11 protein-coding genes are annotated in these 16,977 nt (G+C 64.6%); 7 read left to right on the top strand and 4 right to left on the bottom strand.

Annotated elements, in window-relative coordinates; all coding sequences use genetic code 11:
• Window positions 1-12: 12 nt before the first annotated feature.
• Window positions 13-1,341: a TadE/TadG family type IV pilus assembly protein gene (locus tag CWS35_RS04295; protein ID WP_024581966.1), complete on the top strand. Its 1,329-nt coding sequence runs from the start codon at window positions 13-15 to the stop codon at window positions 1,339-1,341.
• 164 nt (window positions 1,342-1,505) lie between these two features.
• Here the strand turns inward: CWS35_RS04295 and argJ are convergent, their stop codons facing one another.
• Complete coding sequence (argJ, locus tag CWS35_RS04290; RefSeq protein ID WP_210202768.1) at window positions 1,506-2,783, bottom strand: bifunctional glutamate N-acetyltransferase/amino-acid acetyltransferase ArgJ; 1,278 nt, start codon at window positions 2,781-2,783, stop codon at window positions 1,506-1,508.
• A gap of 239 nt (window positions 2,784-3,022) precedes the next feature.
• Window positions 3,023-3,961: a peptidylprolyl isomerase gene (locus CWS35_RS04285; protein ID WP_024581968.1), complete on the bottom strand. Its 939-nt coding sequence runs from the start codon at window positions 3,959-3,961 to the stop codon at window positions 3,023-3,025.
• Between the two features lie 370 nt (window positions 3,962-4,331).
• Here CWS35_RS04285 and secA point away from each other — a divergent pair, with 370 nt between their 5' ends.
• The 3 genes from secA (at window position 4,332) to CWS35_RS04270 (ending at window position 11,518) form a co-directional block, all read left to right on the top strand.
• Window positions 4,332-7,196, top strand: a complete 2,865-nt coding sequence (gene secA, locus CWS35_RS04280; RefSeq protein WP_024581969.1) for a preprotein translocase subunit SecA — start codon at window positions 4,332-4,334, stop codon at window positions 7,194-7,196.
• A 441-nt stretch (window positions 7,197-7,637) separates the two neighbouring features.
• Window positions 7,638-10,601 (top strand): tetratricopeptide repeat protein, encoded by a 2,964-nt coding sequence (locus tag CWS35_RS04275; RefSeq protein WP_168226265.1) that lies wholly within the window; start codon window positions 7,638-7,640, stop codon window positions 10,599-10,601.
• 161 nt (window positions 10,602-10,762) lie between these two features.
• A complete protein-coding gene (locus tag CWS35_RS04270) occupies window positions 10,763-11,518 on the top strand; it encodes an outer membrane protein (protein ID WP_024581971.1) in 756 nt (251 codons plus the stop codon).
• A 76-nt stretch (window positions 11,519-11,594) separates the two neighbouring features.
• Here the strand turns inward: CWS35_RS04270 and CWS35_RS04265 are convergent, their stop codons facing one another.
• Entirely contained in the window at window positions 11,595-12,029 is a 435-nt protein-coding gene (locus CWS35_RS04265; RefSeq protein ID WP_100950946.1) for a VOC family protein, read from the bottom strand.
• A 170-nt stretch (window positions 12,030-12,199) separates the two neighbouring features.
• A complete protein-coding gene (locus CWS35_RS04260) occupies window positions 12,200-12,643 on the bottom strand; it encodes a MarR family winged helix-turn-helix transcriptional regulator (RefSeq protein WP_024581973.1) in 444 nt (147 codons plus the stop codon).
• A gap of 178 nt (window positions 12,644-12,821) precedes the next feature.
• On the opposite strand from CWS35_RS04260, the gene CWS35_RS04255 reads away from it, so the two are divergent.
• The 3 genes from CWS35_RS04255 to CWS35_RS04245 all read left to right on the top strand — a co-directional run bounded on the left by CWS35_RS04255 (window position 12,822) and on the right by CWS35_RS04245 (window position 16,948).
• On the top strand, window positions 12,822-14,003 hold the full coding sequence (locus CWS35_RS04255) for a substrate-binding domain-containing protein (protein ID WP_168226264.1): 1,182 nt from the start codon (window positions 12,822-12,824) through the stop codon (window positions 14,001-14,003).
• A 68-nt stretch (window positions 14,004-14,071) separates the two neighbouring features.
• Window positions 14,072-15,271: a substrate-binding domain-containing protein gene (locus tag CWS35_RS04250; protein ID WP_371682836.1), complete on the top strand. Its 1,200-nt coding sequence runs from the start codon at window positions 14,072-14,074 to the stop codon at window positions 15,269-15,271.
• A gap of 162 nt (window positions 15,272-15,433) precedes the next feature.
• Window positions 15,434-16,948 carry an amidase gene (locus CWS35_RS04245; RefSeq protein ID WP_100950942.1) on the top strand — a complete coding sequence of 505 codons (1,515 nt, stop codon included), beginning with the start codon at window positions 15,434-15,436 and terminating at the stop codon, window positions 16,946-16,948.
• Window positions 16,949-16,977 lie beyond the last annotated feature (29 nt).

The raw sequence follows: 16,977 nt of genomic DNA, 5'->3' as shown, positions 1-16,977 counted from the left end.
GCCGATATAACCATGCGCATCTTGATCCGGGCTATCAGCCGTTTCCGCCGCGATCGCTCCGGCAACATCGCGATGACGTTTGGCCTCGCCGTGCTGCCGCTCGTCGTCGCCGTCGGATGCGCGGTCGACTATTCCCGGGCCAACCAGATCCGCAGCAAGTTGTTGTCCGCTGCCGACGCCGCGAGCGTCGGATCGGTTTCCAAGTCGTCGCCCGGCTTCATCGCCGCCGGCGCCATGACCTCGGACGGCCCGATCGCGGCCGGCCAGGCCGATGCGACCAACATCTTCAACGGCAATGTCCTGAACCAGAGCGGCTTCACCGTGACCAGCGTGACGCCGACCATGACCAAGACCGGCAGCGTCGTCACCTCGACGGTGCAGTTCACCGCGGTCGTTCCCACCCTGTTTCTCGGCGTGATCGGCCAGAGCAACATGACGGTGAAGGGTTCGTCGACCTCGACCGCCAACATGCCGCTCTACATCGACTTCTATCTCCTGCTCGACAATTCGCCGTCGATGGGAGTCGCGGCGACGCCGACCGACGTGACCAAGATGGTCAACAACACGCCCGACAAATGTGCCTTCGCCTGCCACGACTACAACGATGCCAACAACTACTACAATCTCGCCAAGAAGCTCGGCGTCACCACCCGGATCGACGTGCTGCGCAGCGCCACCCAGCAATTGATGGACACGGCCGCGACCACCGCGACCTATTCCAACCAGTTCCGGATGGCGATCTACGATTTCGGCGCATCGTCGGCGACGATCGGCCTGCGCGCGCTGTTCTCGCTGTCGACCAGCCTGTCGAGCGCCAAGACCGCAGCCGGCAACATCGACCTGATGGGTGTCTACGGCAACAACGATTCCTACACGGCCGACAAGGACACCCAGTTCAGCGCGGTGCTTCCGGCGATCAGCTCTGCGATCAGCGCGCCCGGTCCCGGCACCTCGGCGGCGCCGATGAAATATCTGTTCTTCGTCTCCGACGGCGTCGCGGACGAACCGAATTCGAGCTGCCTGAAGCCGATCACCGGCGGCAATCGCTGCCAGTCGCCGATCAACCCGGCGCTGTGCACCGCGATCAAGAATCGCGGCATCAAGATCGCGGTGCTCTACACCACCTATCTGCAGCTGCCGACCAACAGCTGGTACATGAGCTGGATCGATCCGTTCAACAAGGGTCCGTTCGGACCCTCGCCGAACAGCGAGATCGCGCAGAACATGCAGGCCTGCGCGTCGCCGGGCTTCTACTTCGAGGTCAGCCCGACCCAGGGCATCGCCGACGCGATGAACGCGCTGTTCAAGAAGGCCGTCGCCGACGCGCGGATCAGCAGCTAGCGGAGGCCGATGCCTTCTCTCCCCGTCACCCTGAGGAGCCGCGCTTTCGCGCGGCGTCTCGAAGGGTCGACGGCCCGACTCTCTCCATGCGGCGCCATCCGGGCCGTGCATCCTTCGAGGCTCGCTCCGCTCGCGCCTCAGGATGACGGGTAAAGAGATGAACCCTACGACCGATAGTCCCCGTTGATCGCGACATATTCCTTGGTGAGATCGCAGGTCAGCACGCGGTCCTTGGCCTTACCGAGGCCGAGCGCGACCTTGATCTGGATCTTCGGCGCCTTCATCGCCTCCGACACTTCCTTCTCGTCGTAGGACGGGTCGCGCGCGCCGCTCTTGGCGACACGGATGCCGTTGAAGGAGATCGAGAGCTTGTCGCGGTTGGCGGGCTCGCCGGCCTTGCCGACCGCCATCACCACGCGGCCCCAATTGGCGTCCTCGCCGGCGATCGCGGTCTTCACCAGCGGCGAATTGGCGATCGACATCGCGATCTTGCGCGCCGACGGTTTCGTCGTCGCGCCCTCGACCACGACCTCGACCAGCTTGCGGGCGCCTTCGCCGTCGCGCGCCACCTGCTCGGAGAGGTCGGCGAGGATCTGCTGGAACGCCTTGGCAAAGGCCTTCAGGCGCGGGTCGCTGGCGCGCGAGATCTTCGGCGCGCCGTTGGCCGCCGCGGCGCCGGTCGCGAACGCCAGCAACGTGTCCGAGGTCGAGGTGTCGCCGTCGATGGTCAGCGCGTTGAAGGTGTCCTCGACGCCGGCCTTGAGCAGCGATTGCAGCGCGCCGGCCGACAGCGGCGCATCGGTGAAGATGAAGGACAGCATGGTCGCCATGTCGGGCATGATCATGCCGGCACCCTTGGCCATGCCGTTGATCGTCACCTTGGCCTTGCCGAGCTTCACGGTCGCGGTCGCGACCTTCGGGAAGGTGTCGGTGGTCATGATCGCACGGGCCGCATCCATCCAGAGATCGGGCGTCGCGGTCTCGGCGAGCTGCGCCAGCACGCCGTCGAACTTGGTGGCGTCGAGTGGCTCGCCGATCACGCCGGTCGAGGCGAGGAATACGTCCGAGGTCGAGCAGCCGACCGCCTTGGCGGCGATCTGCGCGGTCAGCGCGGTGGACGCCTTGCCGGTCTTGCCGGTGAAGGCGTTGGCGTTGCCGGAGTTGACCACCAGCGCGCGCGCAGCCCCGCCTTTCAGCTTGGCGCGACACCATTCGACCGGCGCCGACGGGCATTTCGACTTGGTGAAGACGCCGGCGACCGTGGTGCCTTTGTCCAGCAGTGCGAGCAGCACGTCGGTGCGCCCCTTGTAACGGATGCCGGCGGCGGCGGTTGCAAGCCGCACGCCCGCGATCACGGGCATCTCGGGAACATCTGGCGGGGCGAGGGGGAGACGGCGGTGGACATCGGCAAGCTTCCGGCTACGGGGAGGGAAGCGCTGCATAACATCTTGGCGGCTGAATCGGGAGAGGGCTGCGAAGCGAACGCGCAACGCCGTCGTCCCGGACCCATAGCCACCGTCATCAATTGTTCAAGAAACGACTGCCGCGGCAAGAAGTGCTCCGCCGCGGCGTATGGGTCCTGATCTGCGCCGGGACGACGCGATCAACCGAAGGTACCGCAAAAGCAAATGGCCGGGACGTGCCCGGCCATCGCAACGCAATCGGTTCGGCTTCGCGAAGCTTACTTCTTCGCCGGCGCCATCTTGTTGTCGGCCGGCTTCGGCGCGTCCTTGGCGGCATCCGCCGGCGGCGTCGCATCCTTGGCTGCATCGGCCGGCTTGTCCATGCGCTCGACCTTGGCGGCCTCGCGCAGCTTGGCGACATAGTCGGCCTGGGCCTTGCGGGTCACGTAGGTCTCGATCTGGGCCTTGACCTGCTCGAAGTCGGGCGCCTTGCGGTTGCGCTTTTCCTCGACCTTGATGATGTGCCAGCCGAACTGCGACTTGACCGGATCGGAGATCTTGCCCGGCTCGAGCGAGAAGGCGACCGCGGAGAATTCCGGCACCATCTGTTCCTTGGTGAAGAAGCCGAGGTCGCCGCCGTCGGAGGCGCCGGGGTCCTTGGACTTCTTCTTGGCGAGCTCGGCGAAGTCGGCCCCCTTGTCGAGCTCGGCCTTGATCGCCTTGGCCTCGTCCTCGGTCTCGACCAGGATGTGGCGGGCGCGCACCTCCTGCTCGCCGGTGATCTGCTTGGCGGCGTCGTCATAGACCTTCTTCATGGCCTCGTCGGTGGTCGCGGCCTTGCCCTCGCTGGCCAGCAGGCTGTCCATCAGGAGGCGGCTGCGGGTGAAGGCGAGGCGCTTCTTGAAGTCGTCGCTGTTCTCGACCTTCTTGTCCTCGGCGGCCTTGGACACGATCTTCATGTCGATCAGGAAGGACAGCACGTTGTCCTTCTTGGTCGCCGGGTCCATCTGCGCGAGGCTCGGGCCCAGTTCTTCCTCGGCGAGCGCGACGTCGCTGGCGCGGATCTCGGAACCATTAACCTTCGCCAGCACCGGATCGGAATCCGCGGCGCGGACCGGCAGGCTGGCGGCCAGCACTGCGACAAGACAGCCCGTTGCGGCCAGGGTGGCGAGGCCGAGGCGCAGGCCGGTTTTGGTTTCCGGAGGCGAGGTGGTCATGCAAAATCCTTGGTCTAAAGGGGGGAAGCTCGAGCGGGGCGGACACTCGCCCAATCGTGTTACATTGGCAACGCGAAAGTCTTGTCAAAATGATGAATTCCTTGACATCTTGGCGGCGTTGACAACCCCCGGGCGGGCCATATCTCTGGCCGGCCGTGTCGGCGGTGAGAGCGCTTATTTTGCTGCGTTTTTCGCCGTTGAACCGAGGATGGCCGGTTTCCCACTCAATTGGCGGAGGAGTGCCGGGTCGGGGCTCGACCAGCAGTGCGTCACGGTGAGTTGATAGGCGATCCGGCGGACCATCTCAGGCTGTAACGCAAGACCGAATTGAACCAAGACCGAACTCGAGACCGAAGAACAGGAATTTCGCATGATCGGCGCGCTCGCCCGCAAGTTTTTCGGCTCCTCCAATGACCGCCGCGTCAAGGGATATCAGTCCCGGGTCAACGCCATCAACGCGCTGGAGCCCGAGCTCATCAAGCTCACGGACGATCAGCTCAAGGCCCGCACCGCCGAGTTCAAGCAGCAGCTCGCCGAAGGCAAGACGCTCGACGACATCCTGGTTCCGGCCTTCGCCACGGTGCGCGAAGCGGCCAAGCGGACGCTCGGCCAGCGCCATTTCGACGTGCAGCTGATCGGCGGCATGGTGCTGCACGAGGGCGACATCGCCGAGATGAAGACCGGTGAAGGCAAGACGCTGGTCGCAACCCTGGCGGTCTACCTCAACGCGCTCGCCGGCAAGGGCGTCCACGTCGTCACCGTCAACGACTACCTCGCCCGCCGCGACTCCGGCTGGATGGGCCAGATCTACGCGTTCCTGGGGCTGACCACCGGCGTGATCGTGCACGGCCTCGACGATGCCGAGCGCAAGGCGGCCTATGCCTGTGACATCACCTACGGCACCAACAACGAATACGGCTTCGACTATCTGCGCGACAACATGAAGTACCGCCTGGAGGACATGGTCCAGCGCGCGCATTTCTACGCGATCGTCGACGAAGTCGACTCGATCCTGATCGACGAAGCGCGCACGCCGCTGATCATCTCCGGCCCGCTCGACGACCGTTCGGATTTCTACAACACCATCGACACCTTCATGCCGAAGCTCGCCAAGAAGGACGACTACGAGGTCGACGAGAAGCAGCGCACGGTGACGCTGACCGAAGGCGGCATGGAGAAGCTCGAGAACCTGCTGCGCGACGCCGGCCAGCTCAAGGGCGATTCGCTGTACGACGTCGAGAACGTCTCCGTCGTGCATCACGTCAACCAGGCGCTGCGCGCGCATACGCTGTTCACCCGCGACAAGGACTATATCGTCCGCGACGACGAGGTCGTCATCATCGACGAGTTCACCGGCCGCATGATGCAGGGCCGGCGCTACTCGGAGGGCCTGCACCAGGCCCTGGAAGCCAAGGAACACGTCACGGTCCAGCCCGAGAACCAGACGCTGGCCTCGATCACCTTCCAGAATTATTTCCGGATGTACGCCAAGCTGTCCGGCATGACCGGCACGGCGCTGACCGAAGCCGACGAACTGTTCGACATCTACAAGCTCGAGGTCGTGGAGATCCCGACCAATCTGCCGGTGGCGCGCCTCGACGAGGACGACGAGGTCTACCGTACCCAGAACGAAAAATACGGCGCGATCCTCGCCGAGATCGAGCGCGCCAACAAGCGGTTGCAGCCGGTGCTGGTCGGCACCGCCTCGATCGAGAAGTCGGAAGTGCTGGCCGACTACCTCAAGAAGCACGGCTACAAGCAGATCGATTTCACCTCCGAATCCGGCATGGAGAAGCTCTATGCCGCCGCTCGCGCCGGCAAGCCGGCGAAACTGTTCGCGGTGCTGAACGCGCGCTTCCACGAGCAGGAAGCCTATATCGTCGCCGAAGCCGGCGTGCCGGGCGCAATCACGATCGCGACCAACATGGCCGGCCGCGGCACCGACATCAAGCTCGGCGGCTCGCTCGAGATGCGGATCCAGCAGGAGACCGCAGGGATCACCGACGAGGCCGAGAAGGCCAAGAAGATCGAGCAGATCAAGGCCGACATCGAGCGCTTCCGCGAGATCGTGCTGAAGGCGGAAGAGGATTTCGAGGTCGAGCCCGCCAAGGGCAACAAGCCCGCCAAGACCGTGAAGAAGCCGGGCGGCCTCTACATCATCGGCTCCGAGCGCCACGAATCCCGCCGCATCGACAACCAGCTGCGCGGCCGCTCCGGCCGTCAGGGCGACCCCGGTCGCTCGAAGTTCTTCCTGTCGCTGGAAGACGATTTGATGCGCATCTTCGGCTCCGACCGGCTCGACAGCATGCTGCAGCGGCTCGGCCTCCAGGAAGGCGAAGCCATCATCCATCCCTGGATCAACAAGGCACTGGAGAAGGCGCAGCAGAAGGTCGAGGCGCGCAACTTCGACATCCGCAAGAACCTGCTCAAATTCGACAACGTCCAGAACGACCAGCGCAAGGTGATCTTCGACCAGCGCGTCGACCTGATGAAGGATGACAGCGTCGTCGAGATGGTCACCGGCATGCGGCATGATTTCATCGAGGATGTCGTCGCCAAATACATCCCCGAGCACGCCTATGCCGAGCAGTGGGACACCGCGGGCCTCAAGGAGGAATTGAAGCGCGTGCTCGATGTCGACCTGCCGGTTGACGAATGGGCCAAGGAAGAGGGCATCGCCGACGAGGAGCTGTTGGCGCGCATCGAGAAGCATGTCGATGAGCGGATGGCGGCCAAGGTCGCGCAATGGGGTCCCGACGTGATGCGTTACGTCGAGAAGACCATCCTGTTGCAGACCCTCGACCATCTCTGGCGTGAGCATCTGATCATGCTCGACCATCTGCGCCAGGTGATCGGCCTGCGCGGCTACGGCCAGCGCGATCCGTTGCAGGAGTACAAGACCGAGGCCTTCAACCTGTTCCAGGAGATGAGCTCGCATCTGCGCGAGGCGGTCACCGCGCAATTGATGCGGGTCGAGATCGTGCCGCCGGAGGAGCCGCCGCAGCCACTGCCGATGATGGAGGCGCACAAGCTCGATCCCAACACCGGCGAGGACGAGTTCGCACGTGCCAGCCTGACCGAAGCGACCTACGCCCAGGCCTCGCTGGCGCCGGGGTTGCCGGCCGCCGAGCGCAATCCGAACGACCCGGCAAGCTGGGGCAAGGTCGGCCGCAACGAGGACTGCCCTTGCGGAAGCGGCAAGAAGTACAAGCACTGCCACGGCCGGTACGCCTAAGCCGCGGCTTCAATGAGGTCGGCGTCCATTACGGACGCCGGCAATCCGTCGCGAACGGCGTTTCGCGCGATCACCATTGTACAATGTGTCGAAGGTCGGCTTGCTCTTGCCGACGATCGGGACGGTCGGCGGCGTGATCGCCCCGTCACCGGCGGCCCCTGCATGGGCGCCGGCTCGAAGCCGAGCGGGTCATCCGCAAAGCGCTCGGTATCAGCCCCTCGAAGCGATCGTTGACGAAGCTCTGCGAAGCCGTCCCGATAGCCGCGATTCGGGCGTTGCACCCTGGGATTGCGTGATGGTATTGCCGGACGCTATCATAGATTGACCGGCGGGGAGGACGCACTCCAGCCGGCATCGGGAACGATCCAGGATCAAGCCAGCGATGATTGGCCAGGGTGCATGAGCGCCGCCGCGAGAGCATTCCAAGATGCCACAAGGGCGATGAATGGCGGGAAGCCGCTGGAGGCGGAGGCGTTGTTCGCCAAGGCCGTGGCGCTCGAGCCCGGTCTGGCTGAAGCCTGGCTCGGTCGCGGCAATGCGTTGGCGGGACTCGGGCGCCATGACCAGGCGCTTGCAGCCTATGACAAGGCGCTGGCGCTCAAGCCCGGTCTGGCCGGGCCATGGCTCGGTCATCTGCTCGCCAATCTGGGGCGTCACCAGGAGTCGCTGGCGGCTTACGACAAGGCGCTGGCCATCAGGCCTGATCTCGCCGAAGCGTGGCTTGGGCGTTGCCATTCGCTGGTCAAGCTGGAGCGTTATGCCGACGCCCTGGCCGCCCACGACAAGGCGCTGACGATCGAGCCTCGAATGGCCGCGGCGTGGCTCGGCCATCTGTTCGCGAGCCTGGGCCGTCATCAAGACGCGCTTGCCGCCTACGACAGGACGCTGGGCTTGAGGGCGGACCTGATCGAAGCATGGTTTGGTCGCGCAGGCGTATTATTCAATCTGGGGCGTTTCGACGATGCGCTTGCGGCTTACGACAAGGTGCTGTCGCTCAAGCCCGACCTCGCCGAAGCGTGGCTCGGTCGCGGCAATTTGCTGATGGCCGTTCAGCGCTATGAATCGGCGCCCGCGGCTTACGACAGGGCGCTGTCGCTCAAACCTGATCTGGCCGAGGCGTGGCTCGGTCGCGGCAATCTGTTGGTCAGGTTGAATCGTCATGAAGAGGCCCGCGCCGCCTACGACAAGGCGCTCGCGCTCAAGCCCGCTCTGGTCGAGGCATGGCTCAGTCTTGGCAATATTCTTGTGCAACTCGAGCGCCATGGCGAGGCCGATGCCGCCTTCAACAGGGCGTTGGCGCTCAAGCCCGATCTGGCGGAGGTGTGGCTTGGTCGGAGCCATTCATTCGTCAAGAGCGGACGCTTCGACGAAGCGCTCGCGGCCATCGACAAGGCGCTGGCATTGAGACCTGACCTGGCCGAGGCATGGCTCGGTCGGGGCAACGCGTTGTTCGAACAGGGGCGTTGCAACGAAGCTCTTGATGCTTACGACAAGGCATTGGCACGCAAGCCCGACCTCGCCGAGGCTTTGCTTGGCCGGGGCAACGTGTTCTCCAGGCTGGAACGGCCTGACGACGCCCTTGCTGCCTGCGACAAGGCGCTGGCGCTCAGGCCTGACCTTGCCGAGGCGTGGCTGGGTCGGGGCAATGCACTTGCCGAGCAGGGGCGTTGTGACGAAGCCCTTGCCGCCTACGACAAGGCGCTGGTGCTCGGGCCCCGACTGGCCATGGCATGGCTTGGCCGCGGCAATGCATTCTCCAAGCTGAAGCTGCTCGACGAAGCCCTCATGGCTCACGGCAGGGCGCTGGCGCTCAAGCCGGATCTCGCCGAAGCATGGCTCGGTCGCGGCAACGTGTTCGCGGAACTGGAGCGCTATGACGAGGCGGTTGCGGCCTACGACAAGGCGCTCGCGGCAAAGCCTGGCCTGGCCGAGGCTTGGATCGGCCGTGGTGATGTGTTCATGGCAATGGAACGTCATGGCGAGGCGCTTGCGGCCTACGACAGCGCGCTGGCGCTCAAGCCCGATCATGTCGCGCTCGAAGGCCTCCGTCTGCGCGCGAGGCAGAATATTTGCGATTGGGATGGCTTCGAGGCCGATTGCAGCCACCTGATCGAATCGGTCGCCAACAACAAACCGAGTACCGATCCATTCACGTTTCTCTCGCTGGCGTCGCGTGGCACGGACCAACACAATTGTGCGCGGCTGTGGATCGACAGGCGGCATCCGGCAGTCAAGCCGCCGCTCTGGAATGGCGAAATCTATCGGCACGACAAGGTTCGCGTCGGTTACGTATCCGCCGACTTCCAGGAACATGCAACGGCCTATCTGATGGCCGGCATGTTCGAAGATCACGACAAATCGGTGTTCGATGTCACCGCCATCTCGATCGGCCAGCGCGACGATTCACCGATGCGCCGCCGCCTCGAGGCCGCCTTCGACACCTTCCTCGACGCCGGACGACTTAGCGATGCCGAAGTCGCCGCGAAGATACGAGCCGCGGAGATCGACATCCTGGTGGACCTGAAGGGCTTTACCAGAAACGGCCGCACCAGCATCTTCGCGCACCGGGCAGCCCCGATCCAGGTCAACTATCTGGGATTCCCCGGCACGATGGGAGCCGATTACATCGACTACGTCATTGCCGATCGGACGGTCATCCCGAGCTCCAGGCAGAGCGAGTTCTCGGAGAAAATCGCCTATTTGCCGAATTGCTATCAGGTGAATGATTCAAAGCGAGGCATCTCGGAGAAGGCGTTCACGCGGGAGGAATGCGGGCTGCCCGAATCCGGTTTCGTGTTCTGTTGCTTCAACAACAACTACAAGATCACGCCGGAGGTCTTCGATCTCTGGATGCGGATTCTGGGCGCGGTGGAAGGCAGCGTCATTTGGCTGTTCGAGAGCAGCGCGACTGCGGCAGCGAACCTGAAAGCGGCGGCGGAGCGGCGAGGCGTCGCCGCCGAGCGCGTCGTGTTCGCCAAACGAATGCCGCTTCCCGATCATCTGGCGAGGCATCGTCTGGCGGATCTGTTTCTCGATACGCTGCCCTACAATGCGCATACGACGGCGAGCGATGCCTTGTGGGCAGGTCTGCCGGTGCTGACGCGGATCGGCGAGACCTTCGCGGGCAGAGTGGCTGCGAGTCTGTTGAATGCCGTCGGGCTGCCGGAGCTCATTGCGCGGGATGCGCGCGAATACGAACATCGTGCGATCGAACTCGCACAACACCCTAAGGCGGCGCTCCAGGCCATCAAAAGCAAGCTCGCGGACAACCGCCTCACGAGCCCGCTGTTCGACACCAGGCTTCTGACCCGGCAGATCGAGGCGGCCTACATCGCGATGTACGAACGACATCAGGCCGGCCTGCCGCCGGACATGATTGCCGTTCCGGATCGTGCACAGGGCTGACGGTTCCGCAGCCTGCGCGCGCCGGGCGGGTTGTGCCAGACACGATCGGCCTCCGGCTCTGGAGGTATTCGGGTCATCTTTCCTTTCATTGTTGTATTGCCGCAACAGCGCTGGAGGCTTGGCCGCTGTATCGTCGGTGAGGGTGTACTTGAGGGGGACGCATGCTCAAGACAGCGCTCATTGGCCTTGGTGCCATCGCCGTGCTGGCGGGATCGCCGGCCCTCGCGGCTGACATGGCGGTGAAGGCTCCGCCGCCGGTCATGTTGCCCGTCTATAGCTGGACGGGCTTTTATATCGGCGCCCAGGCCGGATACGGTCTCAGTGACTACAGAAGCACATTTTCCGGCTTTGATGCCGGCGACACGCCTCCGCCCCAATCGCCGCATGGCGACGGGTTCGTCGGCGGCGGCGAGGTCGGGTACAACTTTCAATCCGGAAAATTTGTGGTCGGCGTCGAAGCCGATATTTCCTATGCCGACATGCGCGGACGCGCCACCGGCGTCAGCGCGTTCGGCATCGTGCAGACCGTCGAACAGAAGATTGACTGGCTCGGCACGGTGCGAGGCCGTCTTGGCGTCGTGCCGGTTGAGCGGCTGTTGCTGTTCGCGACCGGCGGTGTGGCGTTCGGCGGCACCGGTTTGTCGGGCAGTGATAATCCCGGCGTGAATTGCGCTGTCACGTCGTGCGGTGCGGGATCGACCTCGAGCACCAACACGGGTTGGACCGCCGGCGGAGGCATCGAATATGCCTGGTCCAATCAGCTCTCACTGAAGGCTGAATATCTGCACGTCGATCTCGGCAGCAATTCTCTGACCTATCCGGTTACGCTCGCGGTCAGCCAAAGCACGACCCGCGCCGAGTACCGGGCGGACATCGTACGGTTTGGCATCAACTGGAAGCTCGGCGCCTACAATTGAGTGCGCGCGAATTCCGATCCGCGCCTGGGGCGGGCGCGGACGGGTTGATTGGCCTGGGGCGCGTGACCGGCGTTGCTCAGCCCGCGTACGCCCTGTCGAGATCGGCGATCACGATCTTCTGCATCTTCAGCATCGCCTGCATCACGCGGTCGGCGGCCTTGCGGTCGGGGTCGCCGAGGTAGCGGCCGAGCGCAGTCGGGACCACCTGCCAGGACAGGCCGAATTTGTCCTTGAGCCAGCCGCAGCGCGATTCCTGGCCGCCATCGGTCAGCTTGCTCCAGAAGTAATCCACCTGCTCCTGGGTCTCGACGCTGATGAAGAACGACACCGCCTCGTTGAACTTGTGCTGCGGCCCGCCATTGAGCGCATAGAACCGCTGCCCTTCGAGCTCGAAACTCGCCATGAAGTCGCTGACGGTCTCGATCTCGGCGTTCGGGAACACCGATTGGTAGAAAGCCACGGCGTCGCGGACGTTGTTGTCGAGCCAGAGGAACGGCGTGATCGAAGGCATGATGGGGTGTCCTCGCTAGTTTGTCGAACAGGATGGACCTCATGCGCCCAGGCGCGAAGGCTGCGCCACTGGCGCGCCCAAAGGACGCACCGGTGCGCGATATCCCGACATTTCCCTGCCGGTCTTTTTCGATGATTTTCGATCGTGACGGCGCCAGGCCGGCGCGGGCCTCAGTTGGCGGTGCCGATCAGGCTTTCCAGCAGGCGCTTCAGCTCGCTGGTCGATTTGTCGCCATAGCTCTCGACGATGTGCTCTTCCTGGCTCACCGCCAGCGAGTTCAGCCGGCGGCACAGCGCCTTGCCGCGATCCGAGACGAACATCAGCACCTTGCGGCGATCCTTGGGGTCCTGCACGCGGTAGACCAGGGCATCCGACACCATGCGGTCGATCATCTTGGTCAGCGTCGGATGGTTGAGCAGCACGGCATCCGCGAGCTCGCCCATCGAGTGGCCGTTGCCGTCGGACAGCACTTTCAGGATGCGCCACTGCTCGACCGGCACACCTTCCTTGGCGAGCCGCGTCTCCAACTGCCGGTTGATCTCCCGGTTGGCTTGCGCGAGCAGGTAGGTGAGGTGTTCGGTGATCGGGGAGTTTTCTTTCGGCGGTTTAGCCACGGCGTGAGACCTGGTTCCTGACCCGGTGAATGAATGTCCGGCAACGCATGCCGTTTCTATATGCACTTCAATTGTTGAATATTCAATATTTTCACATAGGATATTCCCCCAACCAAAGGGCGGCTGCCGTGACCGCCCGCTGGCTGCGTTGCGTTCTGCTTCCCAGACAGGAGTTGGCGTGCTTTCGACGGACTCTTCCCAGGCGTATGGCGGCATGCCCGTCGCGCCGCCGAACCTGTTTCGAACCCCGTCGTCCTGCGCGGCCGATCTCGCTTTGATCGCCAAGCCGGGCTCCTCGCGCCGCGGCGGCACCGACAGCAAGCTTCGGGTCGGCAATTTCATCACCTTTTCCGGCGCTCCCGGAATCTGGGGGCCGATCTCGGCCAACAGCGTCATGCTCGCGGTCGCCGAGATCAACAAGCGCGGCGGCATCCGCGGCCGCGAGGTCGAATTGTCGATGTACGATGCCGGCGGGCCGATCGTGGATGTCGTGCGCCGCGCCGAGCGGGCGATCGCGTTCGACGAGATCGACATGATCATGGGGTCGCATATCTCCGCGGTGCGCCTCGCGCTGCGCAAGGTCACGAGCGGCCGCATCCCCTATGTCTACACGCCGGTCTACGAGGGCGGCGAGCGGACGCCGGGCGTGATGGCGATCGGCGAGACGCCCCGCGCCGAAAGCCGGCCGGCGATCCACTGGCTCGCCGAGGTCAAGAAGGCAAAGCGCTGGTATCTGATCGGCAGCGACTATGTCTGGCCCTGGCAATCGCACCGCGCGGTGAAGCACTACATCGCAGAGTCAGGCGGCCAGGTGGTCGGCGAGGAATTCGTCCCGCTCGGCGAGGACGATCACGAACCGCATCTGGCGCGGATCCGCGCCGCAAAGCCCGACGTCGTGCTGATCACCTTGATCGGCACCGACAGCATCACCTTCAACCGCGCCTTCGCCGAGGCCGGGCTCGCTGCCACCACGTTGCGCTATGCCGGCGCAATGGACGAGACCGTGTTGCTCGGCATCGGACCCGACGCGACGGAGAACCTGTTCTGCGCGTCCGGCTATTTCGGCTGTATCGACTCGCGCGCCAATGACGATTTCCGGATCAGCTACCGCGCGATGTTCGGCGCGCACGCGCCGCCCATCGGCTCGGTCGGACAATCCAATTACGAGGGGATGCGGTTCGTCGAGGCAGCGGCCAACCGGGCCGGCTCGCTGGCGGTCGGGCCGCTGTTCGCCGCGGGACGCAACGTCATCTACAGCGGCGGGCGCGGCGACGTCACCATTCGCGACGGCCGCGCCGAAATGCCGATCTATCTCGCCGAGGCCGACGGTCTCGACTTCAATGTGATCAAGACGATCTAGCGTGGCACCGCTGCCCGCGAGGGCAACGCCGGGCTCGCTTCAGGGCGCGGTGCCAGACAGGAGCAGGTGTGCATTCGACGCTCAACGTCAGGGCCGGGCGATTCAACGGGAATGACAATCTCCCGTTCCCGCCATCCCTGCTGTTCAAGAACCTGGCGTCGGCGGGGTCGGATCGCGTGCTTGCGCCGATGGATCGCAGCAGGTTCGGTCCGCGCGGCGCGCGCAACCGGCTGCGGGTCGCCGGCTTCGTCTGCTGCACCGGCTCGCCCGGGATGTGGGGCCCTGCCACGACCTCGGCCGCGCAGCTCGCCGTTGCGGAGATCAACCGGCGCGGCGGCATCCTTGGCCGCGAGATCGAGCTCTCGGTCTACGACGCCGGCGGACCGCTCGAAGAGGTGCTCGACCGCGCCGAGCAGGCGATTGCATTCGATGAAGCCGATCTCGTCATGGGCATGCACACCAGCGCGGTGCGCGTCGCGCTGCGCAAGGTCACCCGTGGCCGGATCCCCTACATCTACACGGCGGTCTACGAGGGCGGCGAGCGGACGCCCGGCGTGGTCGCGATCGGCGAGACGCCGCGCTGGCAGATCCGGCCGTCGATCCACTGGCTCGCCGAGACCAGGCGCGCCACGCGCTGGTACCTGATCGGCAGCGACTACGTCTGGCCGTGGCAATCGCACCGCGCGGTGAAGCGCTACATCAAGGAGACCGGCGGCCTCGTGGTCGGCGAGGAGTTCGTGCCGGTCGGCGAGGACGATCACGAGGCGCAGCTGGAGCGGATCCGTGCCGCGAAGCCCGACGTCGTGCTGATCTCGTTGATCGGCACAGACAGCGTGACCTTCAATCGCGCTTTCGCCGATGCCGGGCTTGCGTCCACCACGCTGCGCTTTGCCGGCTGCGTCGATGAAACGTCGCTGCTCGGCATCGGCGCCGACAAGACCGAGAACCTGTTCTGCGCGTCGGGCTACTTCCCCAGTGTCGGCTCGCATGCCGGCGACGGTTTCAGGGACCGCTATCGCGCGATGTTCGGTCCGTACGCGCCGCCGGTCGGCTCGTGCGGCGAGTCCGCCTATGAAGGCTTCTGCCTGCTCGAGGCCGCCGCCAACCGCGCCGGCACGCTCGACATGCGGCCGTTGCTCGCGGCCGCCGACAACCTCGTCTATCGCGGCCCGCGCGGTCCGGTCACGGTGCGCAGCGGCCACGCCCGGATGCCGATGTATCTCGCGGAAGCCGAGGGCCTCGACTTCAGGGTGATCAAGGCGATCTGAGCCGGGTGCGACGGTGTCGCGAGCCTGTTTGCGAAATAATACTTGAAAAGGAAAATATTTCCGTTTTCAATACAGCGAAGGGGTGAGCGGTTCGCGCGGGTCAACGCGCAGCCCGCTGCCCCGAGGGATCAAATCCAAGATCAAAAACTTCAGGAGAGCGCCGTGACCGTCGTCCTTCCCACGCCAACCCAACTTCGCGCCGTCGCCGAGCAGTGCGGCCTGTCGCTCACCGATGAGGATGTGGCCTCGTTCCGCGGCCTGATGCAGGGCTCGATCGATGCCTACAATCTGGTCGCCGCGATGCCGGACGAACTGCCCGAGGTGAAATATCCGCGCACGCCGGGCCATCGGCCCGCGCCGGAAGAGAACAAGCACAATGCCTGGTACCGCAAGTCGACCGTGAAGGGTGCGGCCTCCGGCAAGCTCAAGGGCAAGACGGTAGCCCTGAAGGACAACATCATGCTGGCCGGCGTGCCGATGATGAACGGCTCGGCGACGCTGGAAGGCTACGTCCCCGATTTCGACGCCACCATCGTCACCCGCATGCTGGACGCCGGCGCCGAGATCGCCGGCAAGGTGCACTGCGAATCCTTCTGCATGTCCGGTGGCAGCCACACTGGCGCGGTCGGCGCGGTGCACAATCCGCACAAGATGGGCTATTCGGCCGGCGGCTCGTCGTCGGGCTCGGGCGTGGTGGTCGCGCTCGGCGAGGTCGATATGGCGATCGGCGGCGACCAGGGCGGCTCGATCCGGATGCCGTCCTCGTTCTGCGGCACCTATGGCATGAAGCCGACCTGGGGCCTCGTGCCCTATACCGGCATCATGCCGATCGAGATCTATGTCGATCACACCGGTCCGATGACCGCGACGGTGGAAGACAACGCGCTGCTGCTCGAGGTGATCGCCGGCGACGACGGCTACGATCCGCGCATCAAGGCGCCGAAGGTCGAGGACTACACCAAGGCGCTCGGCAAGGGCGTCAAGGGCATGAAGATCGGTATCCTCAAGGAGGGTTTCGAGCAGCCGACCGCGGAAGCGGCCGTCAATGAAAGCGTGCGCGAGGCGGCCAAGCGCTTCAAGGATCTCGGCGCCAGCGTCGAGACGGTCTCGGTTCCGATGCACATGACGGGTCCGGCGATCTGGACCCCGATCGGCACCGAGGGCATGACCCAGACCATGATGTTCGGCGACGGCTACGGCCTCAGCCGGGCGGATCTCTATTCCACCACGCTGATGGACTTCCATCGCGGCTGGCGCCGGCAGGCGGACTCGCTGTCCGAGACCACCAAGCTGTTCATGCTGCTCGGCACCTACATCAACAACAATTTCGGTCCGCGCTTCTATGGCAAGGCGCTCAACATCTCGCGCCGGCTGACGGCGGCCTATGACAAGGCGTTCAAGGACTACGACCTGCTGCTGCTGCCGACCACGCCGATGAAGGCGACGAAGCTGCCCGAGGCCAATGCCAGCCGCGAGGACTACGTCGCTCGCGCGCTGGAGATGATCTCCAACACCGCGCCATTCGACATCACCCATCACCCGGCGATGTCGCTGCCCTGCGGCATGGTCGACGGGCTGCCGGTCGGCCTGATGCTGGTCGGTCGGATGTTCGAGGAATCCACCATTTACCGCGCTGCGCACGCCTTCGAGCAGGCCGGCGACTGGAAGAAGATGTGAGGCGCCGCTTGTTGCAGACGCAGGCTGGA

The organism is Bradyrhizobium sp. SK17, assembly GCF_002831585.1.
In the GTDB taxonomy this organism is placed as follows: domain Bacteria; phylum Pseudomonadota; class Alphaproteobacteria; order Rhizobiales; family Xanthobacteraceae; genus Bradyrhizobium.
This window is presented reverse-complemented; position numbering and strand designations above follow the sequence as displayed.

Excerpts from the sequence above, each read along its gene's own strand:
- CWS35_RS04295 (WP_024581966.1), top strand. The coding sequence starts at position 13 with ATGCGCATCTTGATCCGGGCTATCAGCCGTTTCCGCCGCGATCGCTCC.
- argJ (WP_210202768.1), bottom strand. The coding sequence starts at position 2,783 with ATGCAGCGCTTCCCTCCCCGTAGCCGGAAGCTTGCCGATGTCCACCGC.
- CWS35_RS04285 (WP_024581968.1), bottom strand. The coding sequence starts at position 3,961 with ATGACCACCTCGCCTCCGGAAACCAAAACCGGCCTGCGCCTCGGCCTC.
- secA (WP_024581969.1), top strand. The coding sequence starts at position 4,332 with ATGATCGGCGCGCTCGCCCGCAAGTTTTTCGGCTCCTCCAATGACCGC.
- CWS35_RS04275 (WP_168226265.1), top strand. The coding sequence starts at position 7,638 with ATGAATGGCGGGAAGCCGCTGGAGGCGGAGGCGTTGTTCGCCAAGGCC.
- CWS35_RS04270 (WP_024581971.1), top strand. The coding sequence starts at position 10,763 with ATGCTCAAGACAGCGCTCATTGGCCTTGGTGCCATCGCCGTGCTGGCG.
- CWS35_RS04265 (WP_100950946.1), bottom strand. The coding sequence starts at position 12,029 with ATGCCTTCGATCACGCCGTTCCTCTGGCTCGACAACAACGTCCGCGAC.